The organism is Rhizobium anhuiense bv. trifolii (assembly GCF_024346605.1).
GTDB classification, from domain to species: domain Bacteria; phylum Pseudomonadota; class Alphaproteobacteria; order Rhizobiales; family Rhizobiaceae; genus Rhizobium; species Rhizobium anhuiense.
In genome coordinates, this window is the sequence record NZ_CP098801.1 from 1 (window position 1) to 20,252 (window position 20,252).

The 20,252-nt window shown below is 60.2% G+C and carries 19 protein-coding genes and 3 pseudogenes; 17 read left to right on the forward strand and 5 right to left on the reverse strand.

Annotated elements, in window-relative coordinates; translation table 11 throughout:
• The 3 genes from repA to repC all read left to right on the forward strand — a co-directional run bounded on the left by repA (window position 1) and on the right by repC (window position 3,709).
• Window positions 1-1,218 carry a plasmid partitioning protein RepA gene (repA, locus tag NE851_RS00005; RefSeq protein WP_028755939.1) on the forward strand — a complete coding sequence of 406 codons (1,218 nt, stop codon included), beginning with the start codon at window positions 1-3 and terminating at the stop codon, window positions 1,216-1,218.
• On the forward strand, window positions 1,215-2,204 hold the full coding sequence (gene repB / locus NE851_RS00010; protein ID WP_028755938.1) for a plasmid partitioning protein RepB: 990 nt from the start codon (window positions 1,215-1,217) through the stop codon (window positions 2,202-2,204). Before repA ends, repB begins: the two co-directional genes overlap by 4 nt.
• Window positions 2,205-2,404: 200 nt before the next feature.
• Window positions 2,405-3,709 carry a plasmid replication protein RepC gene (gene repC / locus NE851_RS00015; RefSeq protein ID WP_028758368.1) on the forward strand — a complete coding sequence of 435 codons (1,305 nt, stop codon included), beginning with the start codon at window positions 2,405-2,407 and terminating at the stop codon, window positions 3,707-3,709.
• 521 nt (window positions 3,710-4,230) lie between these two features.
• Here the strand turns inward: repC and NE851_RS00020 are convergent.
• Window positions 4,231-4,445 (reverse strand): annotated as a pseudogene (locus NE851_RS00020) (hypothetical protein); the annotation flags it as partial.
• A 68-nt stretch (window positions 4,446-4,513) separates the two neighbouring features.
• Window positions 4,514-4,776, reverse strand: a pseudogene (locus NE851_RS00025) (type II toxin-antitoxin system Phd/YefM family antitoxin).
• Between the two features lie 221 nt (window positions 4,777-4,997).
• Here NE851_RS00025 and NE851_RS00030 point away from each other — a divergent pair.
• From NE851_RS00030 to NE851_RS00080, 10 genes and pseudogenes are all read left to right on the forward strand, one after another.
• Complete coding sequence (locus tag NE851_RS00030; RefSeq protein ID WP_097595499.1) at window positions 4,998-5,990, forward strand: MsnO8 family LLM class oxidoreductase; 993 nt, start codon at window positions 4,998-5,000, stop codon at window positions 5,988-5,990.
• Window positions 5,991-6,014: 24 nt separating this feature from the next.
• Window positions 6,015-7,361: pseudogene (locus tag NE851_RS00035) on the forward strand (LLM class flavin-dependent oxidoreductase); the annotation flags it as partial.
• A 20-nt stretch (window positions 7,362-7,381) separates the two neighbouring features.
• Window positions 7,382-8,581: a M20 aminoacylase family protein gene (locus NE851_RS00040; RefSeq protein ID WP_097595497.1), complete on the forward strand. Its 1,200-nt coding sequence runs from the start codon at window positions 7,382-7,384 to the stop codon at window positions 8,579-8,581.
• Complete coding sequence (locus NE851_RS00045) at window positions 8,578-9,135, forward strand: GNAT family N-acetyltransferase (protein ID WP_028756190.1); 558 nt, start codon at window positions 8,578-8,580, stop codon at window positions 9,133-9,135. Before NE851_RS00040 ends, NE851_RS00045 begins: the two co-directional genes overlap by 4 nt.
• Window positions 9,136-9,172: 37 nt before the next feature.
• On the forward strand, window positions 9,173-10,945 hold the full coding sequence (locus tag NE851_RS35205; protein WP_097542522.1) for an amino acid ABC transporter permease/ATP-binding protein: 1,773 nt from the start codon (window positions 9,173-9,175) through the stop codon (window positions 10,943-10,945).
• Window positions 10,946-11,037: 92 nt separating this feature from the next.
• Window positions 11,038-11,982, forward strand: coding sequence for an ABC transporter substrate-binding protein (locus tag NE851_RS00060; protein WP_254955536.1), 945 nt, complete (start codon window positions 11,038-11,040; stop codon window positions 11,980-11,982).
• An 80-nt stretch (window positions 11,983-12,062) separates the two neighbouring features.
• A complete protein-coding gene (locus NE851_RS00065) occupies window positions 12,063-13,001 on the forward strand; it encodes an ABC transporter substrate-binding protein (protein ID WP_028756188.1) in 939 nt (312 codons plus the stop codon).
• Window positions 13,002-13,005: 4 nt separating this feature from the next.
• Window positions 13,006-14,043 carry an LLM class flavin-dependent oxidoreductase gene (locus NE851_RS00070; protein WP_254955537.1) on the forward strand — a complete coding sequence of 346 codons (1,038 nt, stop codon included), beginning with the start codon at window positions 13,006-13,008 and terminating at the stop codon, window positions 14,041-14,043.
• Window positions 14,044-14,095: 52 nt separating this feature from the next.
• On the forward strand, window positions 14,096-14,692 hold the full coding sequence (locus tag NE851_RS00075; protein ID WP_028756186.1) for a 2-hydroxychromene-2-carboxylate isomerase: 597 nt from the start codon (window positions 14,096-14,098) through the stop codon (window positions 14,690-14,692).
• Between the two features lie 100 nt (window positions 14,693-14,792).
• A complete protein-coding gene (locus NE851_RS00080) occupies window positions 14,793-15,716 on the forward strand; it encodes a fatty acid desaturase (RefSeq protein WP_028756766.1) in 924 nt (307 codons plus the stop codon).
• Between the two features lie 140 nt (window positions 15,717-15,856).
• On the opposite strand, the gene NE851_RS00085 is transcribed toward NE851_RS00080, so the two are convergent.
• Window positions 15,857-16,453, reverse strand: a complete 597-nt coding sequence (locus NE851_RS00085) for a TetR/AcrR family transcriptional regulator (RefSeq protein WP_028756767.1) — start codon at window positions 16,451-16,453, stop codon at window positions 15,857-15,859.
• A 103-nt stretch (window positions 16,454-16,556) separates the two neighbouring features.
• Here NE851_RS00085 and NE851_RS00090 point away from each other — a divergent pair, with 103 nt between their 5' ends.
• Window positions 16,557-17,600 carry a saccharopine dehydrogenase family protein gene (locus NE851_RS00090; RefSeq protein WP_028756768.1) on the forward strand — a complete coding sequence of 348 codons (1,044 nt, stop codon included), beginning with the start codon at window positions 16,557-16,559 and terminating at the stop codon, window positions 17,598-17,600.
• Window positions 17,601-17,882: 282 nt separating this feature from the next.
• Window positions 17,883-18,221 (forward strand): hypothetical protein, encoded by a 339-nt coding sequence (locus tag NE851_RS35400; RefSeq protein ID WP_165932217.1) that lies wholly within the window; start codon window positions 17,883-17,885, stop codon window positions 18,219-18,221.
• A 59-nt stretch (window positions 18,222-18,280) separates the two neighbouring features.
• Here NE851_RS35400 and NE851_RS00100 read toward each other — a convergent pair whose 3' ends face one another.
• Complete coding sequence (locus NE851_RS00100) at window positions 18,281-18,901, reverse strand: helix-turn-helix domain-containing protein (RefSeq protein WP_028756770.1); 621 nt, start codon at window positions 18,899-18,901, stop codon at window positions 18,281-18,283.
• Window positions 18,891-19,076: a hypothetical protein gene (locus NE851_RS00105; protein WP_028756771.1), complete on the reverse strand. Its 186-nt coding sequence runs from the start codon at window positions 19,074-19,076 to the stop codon at window positions 18,891-18,893. Before NE851_RS00105 ends, NE851_RS00100 begins: the two co-directional genes overlap by 11 nt.
• Window positions 19,077-19,476: 400 nt before the next feature.
• Between NE851_RS00105 and msuE the strand changes: the two genes are divergently transcribed.
• On the forward strand, window positions 19,477-20,037 hold the full coding sequence (gene msuE, locus NE851_RS00110) for an FMN reductase (RefSeq protein ID WP_028756772.1): 561 nt from the start codon (window positions 19,477-19,479) through the stop codon (window positions 20,035-20,037).
• Between the two features lie 11 nt (window positions 20,038-20,048).
• Window positions 20,049-20,246 (forward strand): hypothetical protein, encoded by a 198-nt coding sequence (locus NE851_RS00115; protein ID WP_028756773.1) that lies wholly within the window; start codon window positions 20,049-20,051, stop codon window positions 20,244-20,246.
• Window positions 20,247-20,252: the final 6 nt, after the last annotated feature.

Genomic DNA, 20,252 nt, shown 5'->3' on the forward strand with positions numbered 1-20,252 from the left:
ATGCCGACCAAGGTCGCGATTGTTGAGAAAGCCAAGAGAGCGAGTCCAGTCTCGATCGACGAGACGATTGCGCAGGACTCGACGATGCTCGGCAGCCAGCTGCAGGTGCTGTTCGAGCGATTGTTTTCACCCAATGCCCGCAAATCGTTGCGGCGGTTCAGCAGCACCGAGGCAGCCAAGCTGCTCGGCGTCACCGACAGCTATGTTCGTCATCTCGCCGCCCAGGTCGAGAGCATCAGTCCGGAAAAGACAGCGGCTGGCCGTCGGGTATTCTCGCTCGAGGAAATCCATGCGATGCGCCAGCACCTAGGGCGCACCAAACCCTCCTATCTGCCGATGCGCCGACCGGGCGACCATCTCCAGGTGATCGCCGTGACCAATTTCAAGGGCGGCTCCGGCAAGACGACGACATCAGTCCACCTGGCGCAGTTCCTGGCTCTGCGTGGCTACCGCGTGCTCGCCGTCGACCTCGATCCGCAGGCGTCGATGTCGGCGATGCTTGGATATCAGCCCGAATTCGATGTCGGCGAAAACGAGACACTTTACGGCGCCATTAAATATGACGAGACGCGCCGCGATGTTAGCGACATCGTCCGTCAGACCTATTTCCCCGGGCTCGATCTCATTCCCGGCAATCTCGAACTGCACGAGTTCGAACACGATACGCCAAAGGCGCTTGCCGACACCAACCGCGACGACAAGGACATGTTCTTCATGCGGGTCGGTAATGCGCTGCATTCGCTGGAGCAGAACTATGACGTCGTCATCATCGATTGCCCACCGACCCTGGGCTTCCTGACGCTGTCTGCCCTCTGCGCCGCAACCTCCGTCCTGATCACCGTCCATCCGCAGATGCTCGACGTGGCGTCGATGAACCAGTTCCTGACGATGACCTCCGACCTCCTGGCCGTAGTCAAACAGGCAGGCGGCAATTTGGATTACGACTGGATGCGTTATCTCATTACCCGCTATGAGCCCAATGATGGGCCGCAGGCGCAGATCGTCGCCTTCTTGCGCAGTCTGTTCGGCGAGCGCGTGCTGACGGCGATGATGGTCAAGTCGACGGCTGTCTCGGATGCGGGACTCTCTAAGCAGACAATCTACGAGGCAGGACGCGAGACGATGCATCGTCAGACCTATGACCGCGGGGTGGAATCCGTCGACAGCGTCAATGCCGAGGTCGAGCAACTCATCCGCAGCGCATGGAGCAGGACATGAGCCCAAAGGGACGCGACATCCTGAAAAGCATGGTCGGCGCCGTCGAGCCGACACGGCCGGAGGCGCCAATCGCGCAGCCGCCGCACCGCCCATCGGGAGCGGTCAAGGCGATGAATTTGTCGCTTGGCCGGTTGGGAGAGGAAGCGGCTGCCGCCAAGGCGCTGCGTGAATCGCTGGCCTCCGGCGACAAGGTACTGGAGATCGATCCGGCTGCCGTCGAAATGTCCTTTATCCGCGACCGTATCCCGGTCGATAGGGATGCAGAGTTCGAGCGATTGAAGCAATCGATCCGGGACAGCGGCCAGCAGGTTCCGATCCTGGTACGGCCGGACCCGGTAAGGGCTGGGCACTACCAGGCCGCCTATGGCCACAGGCGCCTGCGAGCCGCGGCAGAGATCGGGGTTCCCGTCAAGGCCGTCGTGCGAAAGCTCACGGATGAAGAGCTGATCCTCGCACAGGGCCAGGAAAACGGCCCCCGAGTCGACTTGAGTTTTATCGAGCGGGCACTGTTTGCGCGCCGCCTGGATGAGCATGGATTCAGCCGCGAGATGATCGCCACGGCGCTGACAACCGACAAGCCGGAAACCTCACGGCTCCTGCAGGTGGCTCAGACCATCGACCCCGAGATTATTCTCGCCATTGGGCCGGCTCCCAAGGTTGGACGCCCGCGCTGGCTGGCGTTTGCCGAAAAATTCAGGGAGACGGGCGGGCAGAAGAAGGCCCAGGCCGCAATCGGTGCCCGCGGCTTCCTGGCGTTGGACACCAACAGCCGCTTTGATGTCATCTGGAAAGCGCTGGAGGAGAAGACCCCACCGCAGCGGGCCGAGCAGACCCTCCGGGCCCAGGGTGGCGCTCCGCTTGCTTTGGTGGCCCGCTCCGGCAAAACCTTTCGCATCACCGTCAAATCGGCGGCGTTTTCGGAATTCCTGGCTCAGCGGTTGGTAAGCCTCGCCGCCGAGTTCGAAGAGGAGAATGAGGGAAAATGAGGCAGTCAGACCGGATTGTCAGCTGACAATCCGGATAGGAGATAACGCGCAAAAGAAAAAAGCCCCCGAACGTCACCGTCACGGAAGCTTTCCTCGTAGTCTTGAACACCTCCGAGAATCGCACTTCCGAGAATCGCTGTCAAGAGTTTTTGGCGCCGTTTTGGCGAGCGGATTTCTTTTGCCTCGTTGAGGTGGAAGATATGGAAACCGGGAATGTGACGACGCCCTTCGGGCGGCGGTTAATGACGCTTGGCATGCTCACAAGCCAAGTAATGGCACGCGAGATCAAGACTGATCAGTCCGTCGACAAGTGGAGATTGTTTCGCGCGCTCTGCGAAGCAAAGCCGCTTCTCGGCATCAGCGATCGAGCGCTTGCCGTACTCAACGCTCTTTTGAGCTTTTATCCGAAGAACGAGCTGGCGCAGGAAAACGGTTTGATCGTATTCCCATCAAACATCCAGCTTTCGCTCAGAACGCACGGCATGGCCGAGCAGACCGTCCGGCGTCATCTCGCCGCGCTCGTCCAGGCAGGTCTGCTGTTGCGCAAGGACAGCCCCAACGGCAAGCGTTATGTCCGCAGGAACAGGGCAGGGGAGGTCAACGAGGCGTTCGGCTTCTCGCTTGCGCCACTGCTTGCCCGTGCTAGCGAGATCGAACAACTCGCAGCCGAAGTGATGGCCGAGCGGCTGCATGTCCAGCGTCTGCGCGAACGCATCACTCTCTGCCGTCGCGACATCGCAAAATTGATCGAAGCAGCCGTCGAGGAACAGATCCCTGGCGACTGGCAAGGCCTGTACTGCGAGTTCCGAGACCTGATCGAAGGCCTGCCCCGATCCCCGACGGCGTCGCAGCTCGAACTGTTGCTGGATGAATTGACGACTCTGCGGGCAGATGTCCTTAACCGGTTGGAAATTCGGATTGAATCAATAAAAGAGCGCGGCAATGCCAATTATATTGAGCGCCACATACAGAATTCGAATCCCGAATCTAATTCTGAACTTGAACCAGACTTCGACACGAAGCAGGGCGCGATGCCGGAGCAAGACAACGGGCGACGGGCCGCGACGTCAGAAGAGGGTAGAGCTGAGGCAGCCCATTCGACTCGGTGCGAGAAAGAGCACAGTCTACGGACAGGCGGCCGCAATGATGGTGACCGACTGAAATCCTTCCCGCTCGGCTTGGTTCTGCAAGCCTGCCCGGAAATTCTCGCCTATGGTCCGGGCGGTATCATCCGCAACTGGCGCGATCTGATGACCGCGGCGGTCACGGTTCGTTCGATGCTCGGCGTCAGTCCGTCGGCCTACGAAGAGGCCGCCAATGTGATGGGTCCGGAAAACGCGGCAACCGTCATGGCATGCATCCTGGAGCGCGGTGGCCACATTAATTCGGCTGGTGGCTATCTTCGTGGCCTGACACGACGAAGCGAAAAGGGAGAATTCGCGATCGGCCCGATGCTGATGGCTCTTCTGCGGGCAAATGCGTCAGCCGGACGGAAATTTGGATAGGTCTTCGGCTCCGTGTGGGCGGCGGCGGTGGCTAAGCTCGGGCAAAAGTCTCTGCAGGCTGCTATGAAGAGCTCCATCCCCAAAGCCTTCGAAAGAGCTCTTTGGTTTTGCGGATCGTATGGATGAGAGGTGCCACCAATGCAAAGAGGTCCAAGCTTTGCAACGGGCGTGCAGCAGGCCCTTTTCGACAATGTCGTATCGGCTGGACCGATGCGGGCATAGACGGTGTCGGCGCGCATGATGGTAATTTACTCGCCCTGGTCGGCGCGTTCGAAGAGGTCGGCAAAATTCTTGCGAGCCTCGCTGTTTTTGGCTGGTCTACTGCGTGGTGTCGGCCCCCGCGAAAGAATGTCGCGGCGCGGTGCCAGATCTATGGGAACGTAAGAACACCTTGAAGACCTCACTTCGATAACGAATCCTTCTCGGAAGTGAGGGAGAAATGCACAAGTCCATCCCGTGCGGCGGAAGTAATAGGCGATATCACTTCTGGTTAACGGCACGTTTGCTGTGGCATCAATGGGTTATGAGATACGGGCGGTTAGGGCGGCTTTGTCCTCAGGCAGGAATCGGCCATGGTACTGCCGGATCGTGTCTGGGGGCTGGATCGTATAGCTTGCCTACTCGTAGAAGCCGGTCAGCTTCAAGATATGGGACAAGGACGTCGCGCACATAATGCACGCCTATGCGGTAAGACGCCCCTGATGGCGGCCAGGCTGGTGTACGGGTTGGGAAATCCCTCAGGCTCGGTGCATGGGCTCTCGATGTCGCGTTCCGCGTCCTCAGCGAAAAGAACACCATAATGAATTAGGATTGGCTGTCGGCCAGACGTTTGCTGATCCGTGCGAAGGATTCCGCAGCGGGGCGCAGTTTGCCCTCCTCGACCTGCCGGTTGGTGAGCGCCAGCGTCTCCTGTGTTCTTCATATTGGCCGACGTCCTGAAGGACAGCTTTCGCTTCTCCGTGAAGCGTAATGACGACCGGCTGCGAATGATCCTTAAGTGTCCGAAGGATCGTCGGCTCATGCGCCTTGAGGTCGCTGATCGGCTTTAGCTGTTTTGACAGCTTCATTCACTTACGCCCTTTCGACCGGAAAATTGATCCTTGAGTGGTCGATTGAAAGAAGCCCTCCGCTGCCGGTGAGACCCAGTTCTGGCAGGCGATTTCCATCTTATGTGCGGCCATCTTTTTTTCACTCAGCGTGTTCGAAAGAGAATGCCATTTCTTATAATGATGTTTGTCTACTGATTTTATAGACTAAGCTTTGCAACCAGGGATCGGATCGTGGCGTCATGACCTACCTCCTCAGTCTTCTCGACAAAAGCCCGATCGAACAGGGTTTAACCGCCGCAGATGCGCTGCGGGCGACGGTCAAGATTGCTGCCCGGGCCGAGGAACTTGGTTATCACCGTTTCTGGGTCGCCGAGCATCATAACATGTCCAATCTGGCGAGCTCTGCGCCAGAAGCGCTGATAGCTTACCTTCTCGCAAAGACGTCGAAAATCCGCATCGGCTCCGGTGGCGTCATGCTGCAGCATTACAGCGCATATAAGGTTGCGGAGACCTTCAATCTTCTGGCTTCGCTTGCGCCCGGCCGCGTCGATCTCGGTGTCGGCAAGGCGCCGGGCGGCTTTCCGCTGTCGACGCGCGCTCTCCAGCTAGCGGTCGATCCATCCAGGAAGCCCGATTTTGCCAACCAGCTTGCCGATCTCAACACCTATCTCGCCGCCGACCCGAATTACGACGGTGCGCAGGCGACCCCTTTCCCGCCGATGGCTCCCGAACGTTTCCTGCTCGGCGCCAGCGTCGAAAGCGCCGAGCTGGCCGCCGAGAAGGGTTGGGAACTTGTCTTTGCCGGTCACCTGAACGGCGATCCGGACAATTTGCGCAGGACCTTCGAGGCCTATGAGCGGGTATCCGGCGGCAAGCGTCCGATCCTGGCGCTCGCAGCCTTTGCCGCCGAAAGCGAGGACTACGCCCGCGAGCGCGTCGGCAAACTGCGCATCGTCAAGGTGTTCCTGCCGAACGGCCAGATCGTGAATGTCGGCAGCGAGGAGCAGGCGGCCGAATTCGCTCGCCAAGCCGGCGTCACCGATTACCGCACTGAGGAAAAGGTGCCGAGTGTGCTGCATGGCACGGCGAAGCAGATCCGCAAGGAGCTGGACGAGCTTCACCGCAGCTACGGGGTCAAGGAGTTCGTGCTCGACACGCCGGCGCTTTCGGTCGCCGAGCGTCTTGCCTCCATCGAACTACTCGCCGCGGAGCGGCTTTCCCTCGTCGCCTGACCGTTTCCAAGAAGGATTGATCCCATGGCTCAGAAACACGTCACGTTCGGCATCATGCTGCAAGGTCCCGGCGGCCACATGAATGCCTGGAAACATCCAAGCGGACCGGCCGATGCCAGCGTCAATTTCGACTTCTTCGTCAAGACGGCGCGTAAGGCGGAGGCGGCCGGCATCGCCTTCGCCTTCGTTGCCGACGGGCTTTATATCAACGAGCAGTCGATCCCGCATTTCCTCAATCGGTTCGAGCCGATCGCCATCCTCTCGGCGCTTGCCGCCTCGACCTCGAAAATCGGCCTCGTTGGCACGGTCTCGACCTCCTACAGCGATCCCTTCACCATTGCCCGCCAGTTCGCCTCGATCGATCTCATCAGCGGCGGCCGGGCAGGGTGGAATGCGGTGACCTCGCCGCTAGAGGGTTCGGGGCGCAATTACAGCCGCGAACATCCCGAACACGAACTGCGCTACGAGATCGCCGAGGACTATATCGATGCGATCAAGGGTCTATGGGATTCCTGGGACGATGACGCCTTCGTTCGCAATCGCGAGACCGGCGTCTATGCCGACAAGACGAAGATGCATCGCCTCAATCACAAGGGCCGGTTCTTCCGTATCGAGGGACCGCTCAATATCGGCCGTTCCAAGCAGGGCCAGCCGGTCGTGTTCCAGGCGGGCGCCTCGGATTCCGGCATCAGGCTCGCCGGCAAGCATGCCGATGCCGTCTTCACCAATGGCGGGCCGTTCGAGGAGGCGCAGGCCTTTTATCGCCAGTTGAAGGACAGCGTCATCGCTCATGGGCGTCCGGCGGCGGAAGTCGGCATCTATCCGGGTATCGGGCCGATCGTCGGGGCGACGCAGGAAGAGGCGGAAGCCAAGTACCAGGCGATCCGCAACCTCGTCACGATAGAGGAGGCGCTGCTCTATCTCGGCCGCTTCTTCGATCATCATGATTTCAGTGTTTATCCGTTGGACGAGCCGTTCCCCGAACTCGGCGATATCGGCAGGAACAATTTCCGCGCCACCACCGACCGCATCAAACGGACGGCGCGGGAGAAGGGCTTGACGCTCCGCCAGGTCGCGCTCGATTCGGCAACGCCGCGCACCGCCTTCATCGGCACCGCCGAGCATATCGCCGACGAAATCATTCGCTGGGTGGATCAGGGCGCGGCCGACGGCTTCATTCTCGGCTTTCCCGTCATCGCCGAGGGTTTCGACGATTTCTCCAGATACGTTCTGCCGATCCTCACAGAGCGCGGTTATTTCGATCCGGTCCTGAAGGGTGAGACGCTGCGCGACCATCTCGGCCTACCCTTCCGCGAAAGCCGCTATGCGGCGGATGCGGAGCCGCTCGAACGCGGAAAGGCCGTCGGCGCCGGAGGCGCCGGCGAACCGTCATGGATATCATCGCTCAAAACCCGCGCAGCAACGATCCGGTCGAGAAGGGCATCGCCACCTACCTCGATGAAATCATCGCGCTTCGCCACGATCTCCACCAATATCCGGAGCTTGCCTTCCAGGAGCTCAGAACCAGCAAGCTTGTGGCATCTCACCTTTCCGCCTGGGGCTACGAGGTGGTGACGGGCATTGCCGGCACCGGCGTCGTCGCCACCCTCCCGCGCGGCGACGGCAAGAAGCGGATCGGTATTCGCGCCGACATGGATGCGCTGCCGATCGAGGAGGCGACCGGACTGGCCTATGCCAGCAGCAATCCCGGCGTCATGCACGCCTGCGGCCATGACGGACATACCGCGATCCTGCTCGCCGCCGCCCGTTATCTCTCAGAGAACGGCAATTTCAACGGCACGCTGCGGCTGATCTTCCAGCCTGCCGAGGAGATTGGCGCCGGCGCCCGCAAGATGATTTCGGAAGGTCTGTTCGAGCGTTTTCCCGTCGATGCGGTATTCGGGCTGCACAATTGGCCGGGTGTGCCGACGGGCAAATTCGGCTTCGTCGCCGGCCCGGCCATGGCTTCGGTCGACAAGGCGATCATCAAGATCATCGGCAAGGGCGGCCATGGCGCCGAACCGCACCGCACCGTCGATCCGGTGCTCGCTTCGGCCTCCTTCATCACCGCGCTGCAGAGCGTCGTCTCGCGCAATGTCGATCCGCAGGAGATGGCGGTCGTCACCGTCGGCTCGATCCATGCCGGCTCCGCCTCGAACGTCATCCCGGAAAGCGTCGAGATGCAGCTGACCATGCGGGCCTACAGCGAAATCGTCCGTCAACTGTTGCGAGAGCGCATTCCGGCCCTTGCCCATGCCCAGGCCGAAAGCTTCGGCGCCGAGGCCGATGTGAATTATCGCCTCGGCTTTCCGGCGCTGGTCAATCATGCCGGGGAAACCGAATTCGCCAGCCGGGTCGCATATGACGCTCTTGGTCCAGCGGCGATCGAGAAGGATTTCCGACCGAGAACCGCGAGCGAGGATTTCGCCTTCATGCTGCAGGCGAACCCCGGCAGCTACCTCTTCGTCGGGAATGGCGACAGCGCTCCTCTCCACAGCGCCCATTACAATTTCAACGACGCGATCATCGCGCCCGCCGCCCGCTATTGGGTGCGGCTCGCCGAAACCTTCCTCACTGATGACAACGGGTGATGAACGATATGAGCGATACGTTTCTCTATACCAGTCCTCTCGACCCGCGCGCCAAGCCGCTGATTGATGAATTGATCTACGAATATGACAGCCGCTACGGCACCTATTTCAATGCCGAAGGTGCGGCCGCCGAGCTCAACCGCTATCCCCCCGAAGCCTTTGCGCCGCCGGATGGCAATTTTCTGCTGTTGATCCGCGATGGCGAAACCATCGGCGGCGGCGCCTTCAAGCATTATGACGAACGCACGGCCGAGTTCAAACGTATCTGGACGCGCTCCGATCTGCGCCGGCAGGGCCTTGCCCGCAAGGTGCTGGTGGAGCTGGAGGCCCAGGCCGCCCGCCAGGGCTATGCCCGCATCTATCTCACGACAGGCTTTCGCCAACCCGAGGCCGTCGGCCTCTATCTGAACTATGGCTACACCGCGCTCTTCGACACGTCAGCCGATCCCGAGATCTACAAGAGCCTGCCTTTCGAAAAGGACATCACCCATCTCGCCGAGCCTGCTCTCGACGATGCCGAGCCGCGGTTGCGCGTGGCCGGCGCAAATTACTGAAAGCGGCAAAGACCGACAATCATAAAAGGGAAGCACAATGGCACTGACGACGGATTTCGCCGGCATCGACCCCGGCAGCAGGACGGCAGAATCGAAGGACTATTCCCGGTACCGGATCGTGGCGGCGCGCCATCCCGAACGGTTGGCAGGCACGGTGTTCGCCGCCTTCGTCATCATCGCCGTGCTCTATTCCACCTTCACCAATCCGCGCTGGGGTTGGAGCGTCTTTGCCGAATGGTTCTTTGCCGAGCCCGTGCTCGTCGGCCTCGGAAGGACGCTGCTCCTGACCGCGCTTGCCGCCATATCCGGTTCCATTCTCGGAACGGCGCTGGCGCTTGCCCGCGTTTCCAAGTCGCCGCTGCTTTCCGGTCTTTCCTGGGGCTATATCTGGCTGCTGCGCTCGATCCCGGTCATCGTGCTGCTGCTGATCCTGAACAATCTCGGCTATCTCTATGAGACGATCAAGATCGGCATCCCCTTCACCGATACCGTCTTCCTCGATTATCCCACCGTGCAATTGCTGACACCCTTTGCCGCCGCCTTTCTCGGCCTCACGCTCAACCAGTCGGCCTTCTTTGCGGAAATCGTGCGCGGCGGTATCCTTTCAGTCGATCATGGTCAGCTGGAAGCCGCCGCCGCACTCGGCCTGCCGCGCCGCCGCCAGGCTTTCCGCATCGTTCTGCCGCAGGCCATGCGCTCGATCCTGCCGACCGGCTTTAACGAGCTGATCGGATTGGCGAAGAGCACATCCATGGTTTATGTGCTGGCGCTGCCGGAGCTCTTCTATACCGTCCAGGTGATCTACCGCCGCAATCTCGAAGTCATTCCGCTGCTGATGGTCGCGACCGTCTGGTATCTGATCATCATGACGGTGCTGTCGGTCGCCCAGCACTATATCGAGCGCTATTTCTCAAAGGGTGCCGTGCGCAATCCGACACCGCTGCCCTTCCAGGCATTCTTCGAACGCTTCCGCCGTCCGCTGCTAGCTCTCGATACGGCGAGCGAGCGAGTGCGCAGGCCCGGCTTCGATGATGCGGCGGCCCTGCGGACGGGTGGTGCGGTGCGTATCCATGGTATTTCCAAAAGCTTTGGCTCGCTGAAGGTGCTCGATGATGTCGAGCTCAGCCTTCCCGCCGGCAGCGTGACCGCAATCCTCGGCCCGTCCGGTTCCGGCAAGTCGACGCTTCTGCGTGCCATCAACCATCTGGAGCGTGTCGATGAAGGCTTCATCTCGGTCGACGGCGATTTCGTCGGCTACAGCAGGAAGGGCGACACGCTCTACGAGCTCAAGGAAAAGGATATTCTCACCCGCCGCGCCGATATCGGCATGGTCTTCCAGAGCTTCAATCTGTTCCCGCATCTGACCGTGCTTGAAAACCTCATCGAGGCGCCGGTCCAGGTGCGCGGCGTCAGCCGCGAGGAGGCGGTGCAATTGGCGCAGGAGCTGTTGGCCCGCATCGGCCTCAGCGACAAGATCAACGCCTATCCGCGCCAGCTTTCCGGCGGCCAGCAGCAGCGCGTGGCGATCGCCCGCGCCCTGGCGCTCCGTCCCAAGGTGCTGCTCTTCGACGAGCCGACCTCGGCGCTCGATCCGGAACTCGTCGGCGAAGTGCTCGATGTCATCAAGGAGCTTGCCCGCACCGGTACGACGCTCGTCATCGTCACCCATGAAATCGGGTTTGCCCGCGAAGTCGCAGACACCGTCGTCTTCATGGACGGCGGCCGCATTCTGGAGGCCGGCCCGCCGGCCCGCATCTTCACGCAAGCGGAACATCCCCGAACACGGGAATTCCTCGCCAAGGTTCTCTAGCGCCCGATAGCGCTGGCGAAATGCCGGGCCGCGACGGGCTGCTCTGGCTGAATGACAATAACTACAACCCAAAGATGAAATGGAGAAGGGGCATGACATTTACAGATAGGGCAAGGCTGCTGATAACGGGAGCCGTCACCATTGCCGCGATCGGTTTCGGTTCCGCTCAGGCGCAGCAGAAATTCGATCTCAGCCCCGAGCAGCCGAACCGGCTGAGGGTGGAAAAGAACGAGAAGCGCATTGCCGAAGTCAAGGACTTCAAGTTCGTCGAAAACGGCGTCTTCACCGTCGGCATCAGCTCGAGCGGCAATCTGCCGCTGCACGATTATGCCTCCGATTCCAAGACCGTTATCGGTTACGACGTCGATCTGGCGCAGGCGATCGCCGACAGCCTGGGGCTGAAGCTCGAGCTCGTTTCCGTCGCCTGGGCCGATTGGCCGCTGGGGCTGACCTCGGGGAAGTTCGATGCGGTGATCTCCAACGTGACCGTCACGGAAGAGCGCAAGGAGAAATTCGACTTCTCGACCTACCGCAAGGATGAGCTCGGCTTCTACGTCAAGGCCGACAGCCCGATTGCGGCGATCAAGGAGCCGAAGGATATTGCCGGCCTGAAGGTCATCACCGATGCCGGCACCAACCAGGAGAAGATCCTGCTGGAATGGGACCGCCGGAATGTCGCCGCCGGCCTGAAGCCGATCGAGGTGCAATATTATGACGACGATGCGGTCAAGGATCTCGCCGTCCAGTCCGGCAGAGCCGATACCGTCTTCAGCGTAAACGCGACGCAGGCCTATTCGGCCGGGATAAACGGCAAGACCAAGCTCGTCGGCACCGTCAGCGGCGGTTGGCCGATCACGGCAGAAATTGCCGTCACCACACGCAAGGGCAGTGGCCTGGCAGCGCCCTTGACCGATGTCGTCAACGATCTGATCGCCAGTGGCGCCTATCGCAAGATCCTCGATACGTGGAACCTCGGTCCCGAGGCAATCGACAAGGCTCAGACCAACCCGCCCGGCTTGCCGAAGAGCGGTTCGTAATCTTGGTCTGGTGGACCGGCGTTACAGGGTAGCGCGCCGGTCCGTTCCCACTTCTCGACGCAAACGGAGACATATTGAACGTGACGATCCATCCGACATCTCGCACTTTGCTCTTCGCAGCCCTGGTGTCAGCATTGACTGGTTTCGGTTCCGCCCACGCGGCCGAGGATTTTGACCTGAGCCCGGAACAGCCGGGCCGGCTTCATGCCGCCAGGAACGATGCGGCCATCGCTGCCATTCCTAGGGAATTCAAGTTCGTCACACCCGGCAAGTTCACCATCGCCGTCAGCCCCGGCGGCCCGCCACTTGCCACCTATGCCACGGACGCCAAGTCGGTGGTCGGGGCAGATCCCGACTATGCCTATGCCATTGCCGACAGCCTCGGCCTGACGCTGGAGATCGTGCCCGTCGCCTGGATCGACTGGCCACTCGGCCTGACCTCAGGCAAATATGACGCCGTCATCTCCAATGTCGGCGTCACCGAGCAGCGCAAGGAGAAATTCGATTTCTCCACCTACCGCCAGGGGCTGCATGGTTTCTTCGTGAAATCCGACAGTGCCGTCACCTCGATCAAGGAGCCGAAGGACGCCGCCGGCCTCAGGATCATCGTCGGCGCCGGCACCAACCAGGAGCGTATCCTGGTGAAGTGGAGCCAGGAAGATGTCGCCGCCGGCCTGAAGCCGATCGAGCTGCAATATTACGACGACGAGGCAGCAAGTCTTCTCGCGCTGCGGTCCGGCCGGGCCGATGTCATCGTCCAGCCGCATGCGCAGCTCGTCTTCATTGCCGCGCGCGACAAGAACATCAGGCGTGTCGGCACGCTGAGCGCCGGCTGGCCTGATCGCTCGGATGTTGCGATCACCACCCGCAAGGGGAGCGGGCTGGCCGACGCGCTGACTGTCGCCACCAACGGCCTGATCAAGGATGGCACATACGCAAAAATCCTCGACCACTGGCACCTGTCCGAGGAGGCCCTGCCGGCGTCGGAGACCAACCCGCCCGGCCTGCCGAAATATTGATGGGATGGCACGAGTGGGCAATATATCCATCGGCCATATCGGCTTCCTCACCCCCGGCAACTATCCCGACGACGACCCGCTGTCGGGATTGGAGCAGACGCTGCAGCAGCTGCAATATGGCGAGAATCTGGGTTTCGACAGCGCCTGGGTCCGCCAGCGGCACCTGGAGCCTGGAATCTCTTCTGCGAGCGCCTTCCTGGCGGCGGCGACGCAGCGCACCAGCCGGATCGAGCTCGGAACCGCCGTTATTCCGATCGGTTATGAAAGCCCCTATCGGCTGGCTGAAGATCTCGCCACCGTCGATATTCTGTCGCGCGGGCGGCTGAATATCGGCGTCAGCGCCGGCCGGCCGCTGCACGCAGACCTGGTCGCCCCGCTCGTCTTCGACGGCGACTGGACGGGTTACGATTTCTCGCATGATCGCGTGGCGCGTTTTGCCGACAATCTGCGCGGCACCTATCTCGGCGACGAGCAGACCTTGATCAAGACACCGTTCGGCCCGCAGCGGCCGCGGCTGCAGCCTTATGCCAAGGGCCTGATCGACCGGATCTGGTATGGCGGCGGGTCGCAGCGCTCGGCCGAATGGGCCGGCCGCAACGGCTTCAACCTGTTGACCGGCAATGTGATCACGGGGGAGGGAACGGATGATTTCTTCACCGCGCAATCGCGGCTAATCGAAACCTTTCGCGCCGCGGGCAAGCAGCGCCGCGTCGCGCTGGGCCGCGTCATCGTGCCTTTCGACAGCGCCGATGCGGCAACGCGGTGCCGATATCGAGACTATGCCGATGGCCGCCACGAGCGGACCCTTTCGCCACAGGGCGAGCGGCGCACGCTTTTCGCCCGTGATATCGTCGGCACGTCGGACGAGATTTTGGCGCAGCTTTTTGCCGATCCGATCCTGCCCGAGGTCAGCGAGCTGAGGCTGGAACTCCCTTACGAGTTCGAGCACGCGGAATATCGCCAAATTCTCCACGACTTCGTGACGACAATTGCACCGGAGCTCGGATGGAAAGCGCAATCCGGCATCCGTGCCGCTTCCTGAAAGGCGTCGCCCGTACGACGCCGGACCATCACCTCTTAGGGAATATGCATCAGTGACAAAATCGGTAGAATATTTCTTTTCGATCGGCTCGCCCTGGGCCTATATCGGCTTCGACGCCTTTGCCGAACTTGCGGCGAAGAACGATGTCGTCATCACACCCTATCTGACGACGGTGGTCGAGGAAAACGGCGGTATCTTTTCGCGCAATCGCCCGGAGATCCGGCGTGCCTACTGGACGCGGGATCTCAAGCGCTGGGCGCGCGTGCGCGGCAAGGACCTGCGGCTTGAGCATCGCCCGGATTTGAGCGATCCGACGCCTGCATCCCTATTCGTGATTGCCGCCTATCTCGACGGACAGGATTGGATCGGCGTTTCCCGCGCTCTGCAACATGCCTTCTGGAGCGAGGCGGAGGATATCGGCAAGCCCGATGTGCGCGAGGCGATCGTGACCTCGGCAGGTTTCGATGGCGCAGCACTTCTTCGGCGACAAGCCGACGACGATGTCCAGAACAAATGGTCGGCGGACCGCGTGCATGCCCGCGACAGCGGCGTCTTCGGCTTTCCTACCTATGTCTATGATGGCGAGATCTATTGGGGGCAGGACAATTTGTCCTTCCTCGAACGTCATCTTCACGGCGACAAGCCTTAGAGACGGATTTTTTCACTTAAGTCTATAAAATAGATGGAATTTATTCCATTCTGCCGATGCCCTGCGATAAATTGGTGTGGTTGATGGGGAAATCACACGCATGCTCGACAGGACTTTGCGGGCGGCCGGGACCATTGTTCCCACGCGTTCGACGGAGTGGCCGACGGTCATTCTTGCACTCGTCATTCATGGCGGGTTTCTGGCGCTCACCTGGTGGTGCCAATCGTTGCCGCCGCTCGTGGTCATGATCGCAGGAGGTTGGCTGATTGCCTGGCACGGATCGCTTCAGCACGAAGTCATTCATGGCCACCCGACGGGAAACCAGGCGATAAACGATGCGATCGGGTCGATACCGCTGTCGCTGTGGCTGCCTTATCCGATCTATCGGGAAAGCCATCTGGAGCATCATCGCGACGAATATCTGACCGATCCGATCGAGGATCCGGAATCTTCCTATTTCACCAAGGCCGCCTGGGAGCAGCTCGGTGCGACCGGGCGGTTGCTGGCCCGGTGGAATACCACCCTGTTCGGCCGATTGACCATCGGTCCTGTGGTGATGCTGTTGAGTTTCCTTGGGCAGGAATGGCGGCTGATACGGGCGGACGAACCGGGACGGCGGCGGATATGGGCAGCGCACGGCATCGGCGTCGTCGGCGTCCTATTCTGGTCGACCGTCGTCTGCGGTATGCCGCTGTGGCTCTATCTTGCTTTCGTCTATACGGGTGCTGCGATGACGCGGCTGAGATCCTATGCCGAGCACAGATATGCTGAAAGCCATGAGGAGCGCACCGCCATCGTCGAAAACAGCCATCTCTTCGGCTTGCTGTTTCTCTACAACAATCTGCACGTTCTCCATCACCGCCGGCCGGGCATCTCATGGTATCGCCTTCCGGCGGTCTATCGCAAAAACCGCGAAACGCTTGTCCGGTTGAATGGCGGGCTTGTCTATGATGGCTATGGGGATATTGCGCGCCGGTTTTTCCTGAAGCCGCACGACGATCCCACGCATCCTCATCATTCCTAAAATTTCTACCTGAGCCGGACCGGGCAATGATGTTTGAAAAGCCGGGATTTGGGGGCTGCTCAGTCGCCCTGTCTTGCGGCTTCCTTTTGCCCCCATTTCACAGCTCTGCAATTTGTACTTTCAGCGGATGTCCAGTGTGATCAGCTACGGCTGGCGGCGATCAGGGCGTGCGCTGCATCGCGCAGCAAACCGGTGGCCTCGCCGGGTTCAAAGAGCTGCATGCTGACAAAGGCGCCGTTGATCAGAACCGCGAGTTGACCGGCGAGCCGATCGGGCGCGGCAACCGCAAGCTCCTCGGCGATGGTCTTCAGACGCCGCCGCATCTCGCGCATGTGGGCTTCGGCGACCTTGCGGGCAGGGTGATCCGCTTCGGGAAATTCGGCTGCGGTGTTGATCTGCGGACAGCCTCGGTAGTTTTCCCGCCCGACCCGTTCGCCGATCCACTCAAAATGTGCATCGAGCTCGGCCTCGGCATCGTCCGGATGCTGTTCCGTCACGCGATCCCAGGTGCTCCAGAAGTCCAGGTCTTCGCGCTTGAGGAAGGCCGCGATGAGGTCGTCCTTCGTGCCGAAATGGCGGTAGAGGCTGGTTTTGGCGACGCCGGATTTTTCGACCACAAGATCGACACCGACAGCACGCACGCCGCGCCGGTAAAAGAGTTCCGACGCCGTCTCGAGAATTCTATCCCGCACCTCGTTGCCGCCAGAGGCACGGGAGTTCGTTGCGCTTTTCGACATTCGTGTACCTCCAAGGTCGCCAGCATAACAGCAAACGGATTGACACGCTACAGACCTGTATGTTTTATTGAATACAGACAGGTCTGTAGCGCAGGAGAAAACAATGACCATCTACGAAGCCGACATCACGAAGACGTCCCAATCTATCGCGGTCTTGGGAGCGAACGGCCATACCGGTCGTTTTGTCGTCGCCGAACTGTTGCGGCGCGGTCTCAAGCCCATCGCGATTGGACGGAATGCCCAGCGGCTGGCGGCTGCGGGCTTTGCAGAGCGCGGCATCGAATGCCGCGAAGCAGCGGTCGAGGATGACGGGGAACTGGACAGGGCGCTAGCCGGCGCGGCGGCGGTCATCAACTGCGCCGGCCCGTTCATGGACACCGCCGACGCAGTGGTGCGTGCCGCATTGCGAGCGGGGATTCATTATCTCGACGTGACGGCCGAGCAACCGAGTGTGCAGGCCACGTTCGAGAGGCATGAGGTTGCGGCCCGGGAAGCGGGCATAGCCGTCATCCCGGCCATGGGTTTCTATGGCGGCTTGGCCGACCTGCTCGTGGCAGCTGTCATGGACGAGTGGGAGCACGCTGACGACATCGAAATTCGAGTTGCGCTTGACAGCTGGCTGCCGACGAGAGGCACACGCGTTACCGGAGAAAGAAACACTGCACGGCGCCTGGCCGTCAGCGGTGGGCAGCTGGAGCCGGTGCCTCAACCGCCTGCTGAAAGGGTGTCGATTTTACCGGCCCCGTTCGGCCGGCAGACTTTCGTCGAGCTTCCCTTTTCGGAAGTGCCGCTGATCGCCCGGCACGTCCGGACGAAGGAACTGCACACCTTCTTGAGCACAACCGCTCTGCGGGATGTTCGCGACTCGTCGACGCCTCCGCCGCAGGCAGTCGACGAATCTGGGCGTTCGGCGCAGCGCTTTGCAGTAGAAGTGATCGTCACGCAGGGTGACGTGCGCCGTCAGATTGTCGCACAGGGACAAGACATCTACGCCGTCACGGCTCCGATCATCTGTGAAGCGGTCCAGCGTATCCTCTCGGGACGCATCCGCGATATCGGCGCAAAGGCGCCGGCAGCCATTTTCGATGCCGCTAGCTTCCTGCAGGCGCTCGGCCCGGATCTGTCGGTCGAGATATCGGAAACTTAGTTCGGAAACGACAGACTTTCAGAAAGTCCTTCACAATGGCGTGGGGGACTTAATTCTCCTGGCGTATTCAGGGAGACTGTTCAGAGCGATCGTCCCGCTCGGGCGATGATAGCGGATGGAATTCCGTTATCTTGGCAATATTGCGCATTCCCATCGAAACCGTTCCATTCTATTGGAGGAAAAGATGGGGGAAGATTTTTTTACATTGTTTGCTCTAATTAGTTCTTTTATCTCCCGTTTCAGCGAAACGCGAAACGCCGCTATATTGATCGGAGAGAGACAATGAACCCCGCCATGAACATGATGCCGATGATGAACAACATGATGCCCGCCATGATGAACCCGATGATGGGTGGAATGATGCCGATGATGTCAGGCATGCCCATGATGAACGGCGCCATGATGCCGATGATGGCCTCCATGCCGATGATGATGATGATGGGCGCCATGAAGTGCACGATGACTGCCGAGGGCATGGTCTGCGAAATGAAGCCGATGGAAGGCATGGACAAGGACATGTTCATGGAATGCTGCAAGCGCATGATGTCGATGATGTCCGGCGGCATGCCTGTCATGATGAACTGCGGCGGCATGATAATGTGCTGCACGATGGCCGCCTGAGCCATTGGCCTCTTAGAGGAAATGACCAAGAGCCTCCGGAGACGGGGGCTCTTTTTGCGTCAGACGCGAACGTCTTCGAGATAGGTCGTCACCAGGTAGAGGATCGCTTCCGTTCCCGTCATGTTGCGGTAGATATGGGGCACGTCGGCATCGAAGATGATGGCGTCGCCTTCGCCCAGGATATGCGGCGCCTGCCTGCCGGCGATGATTTCGACGGTGCCTTGGGCAACGACCAGATTTTCCACCGTTCCATGCTGATGGGCATCGGCACTTTCGCTATGGTGCGGAGCGATCCTCAGCTCGTAGAATTCTACTTTTCGCTCGCCTTCGAAGGGGAAAAGAGCCCGTGTCCGGAAGCGCCCTTCGGACGAGGCGAGGATTTTCGATCTTGCCCGCGGCACTGTAATGATCGAGGTCTCGCCGCGTTCGGCAATCAGTGCTGCGCAGGGAATGCCGAGAGCAAGCGCGATCTTCGAGAGAATGCTGAGCGTCGGGCTGCTTTTGCCCGTTTCGATCTGGCCGAGCATGGCGCGGCTGACGCCAGCGATCTTTGCCAGCCTGTCCAGGGAATAGCCGCGGCGGGTGCGAATGCGCCGCAAATTCTGTCCTGTCTGAACGGTGATCTGCTCGGCGGCGTCTATGGTTTCGACGTCGGAGAGAAGCGCTTGATCAGACGCCATATCCGGCAATGCCCATTGCCATCACCGGGATAAAACCCCAATAGGGCACCCACATCAGAACGGGCTGCATCGCGAAAGATGCCGGCGCGAGCGCCTTTGACGCATCAGCCGCATCTTTGCAGCGCGATTGCCGGTAAGCCTGGAAATCGATGACATCAGCCGTCTGCAATGGCATGAAAAACTCCCGCTAAAATCTATAAGGAATGTATATTTTCTGCGACGGAAAGGGCAGAGCGTGTCATCCAATCGTTCCGCTGAACCGGAAATCTTATACCAATAATATCCAACCTTGCGGCAAAGCCATTTAGCCCGAGCGGTTCACCGGCGCTTTTTGCTGGTGACGGCATTGACCGCCCCCGCGGTGTTTCCATGTTCCACGACGTCTTTCCCCATTGGAGCCGATATCCCGTTTCTGCCTGCGGTCGCGAGAACCGGTGACGATCGCCCTTCAGCCTGTGCGTGCCGGGGCGAGAGCGAACGTTTTTTTCAACCAGCCGAATAAGGAGAGATGCACGTTCCTTTAATCTATCAATTTTGTAGACAATAGTTGAGGCAATCCAAAGAGAGGAAAAACCATGTCAGGTTTCAAACTCGTCGGCATTGCTGGCAGCTTCAACCGTCCTTCGAAGACATTGGCACTCGTGCGCCACGTCGCCGACCGCGCGAGCATTCGTTACGGATTTGCGAGCAAGACCTATGATCTCAATGATGTCGGTCCATCGCTGGGCAGGGCCTTGTGGCGCAAGGACCTCGACGAGCAGGCCAGACATGTCGTCGACGAGATCGTGCAGGCCGATGCCCTGATCATCGGCTCGCCGACCTACAAGGGCTCTTATCCCGGCCATTTCAAGCACCTCATCGATCTGCTCGATCCGCACGAGCTTCGTGGCAAGCCGATCATCATCACCGCGACAGGCGGCGGTGACCGGCATGCCTTGATGGTCGAGCATCAGCTTCGGCCGCTGTTCGGTTTCTTCATGGCCCATACCTTGCCGACTGCCGTTTATGCGGCCGATCGCGATTTTACCGACTATGCGGTCTCATCCGATCCGCTTTTGGCCCGCATCAACGAAGTGATCGGCGAATTGGCTGCCTTCTTCCCGGACGCAAACCCTGCACTGGCGGCGGCCGAGTAAGGGGCGCCGCCATGGTTCGATCTCAGGAGGCGAAAATGGATGATGCGGAAAGGCCGGGGCCAAGCGATCAATTGTGGAGCGTCTTCGAATTCGCCCGACGATATCGCCTCGCCAAACGCGAGGAGAACCGCCTGCTGATGCTCTACGGACCGACAGCATCGCTCCGCGATCTTCTCGCCAATGCGAGCCGTCATTCGCTGATGTCCTAGGGCAAT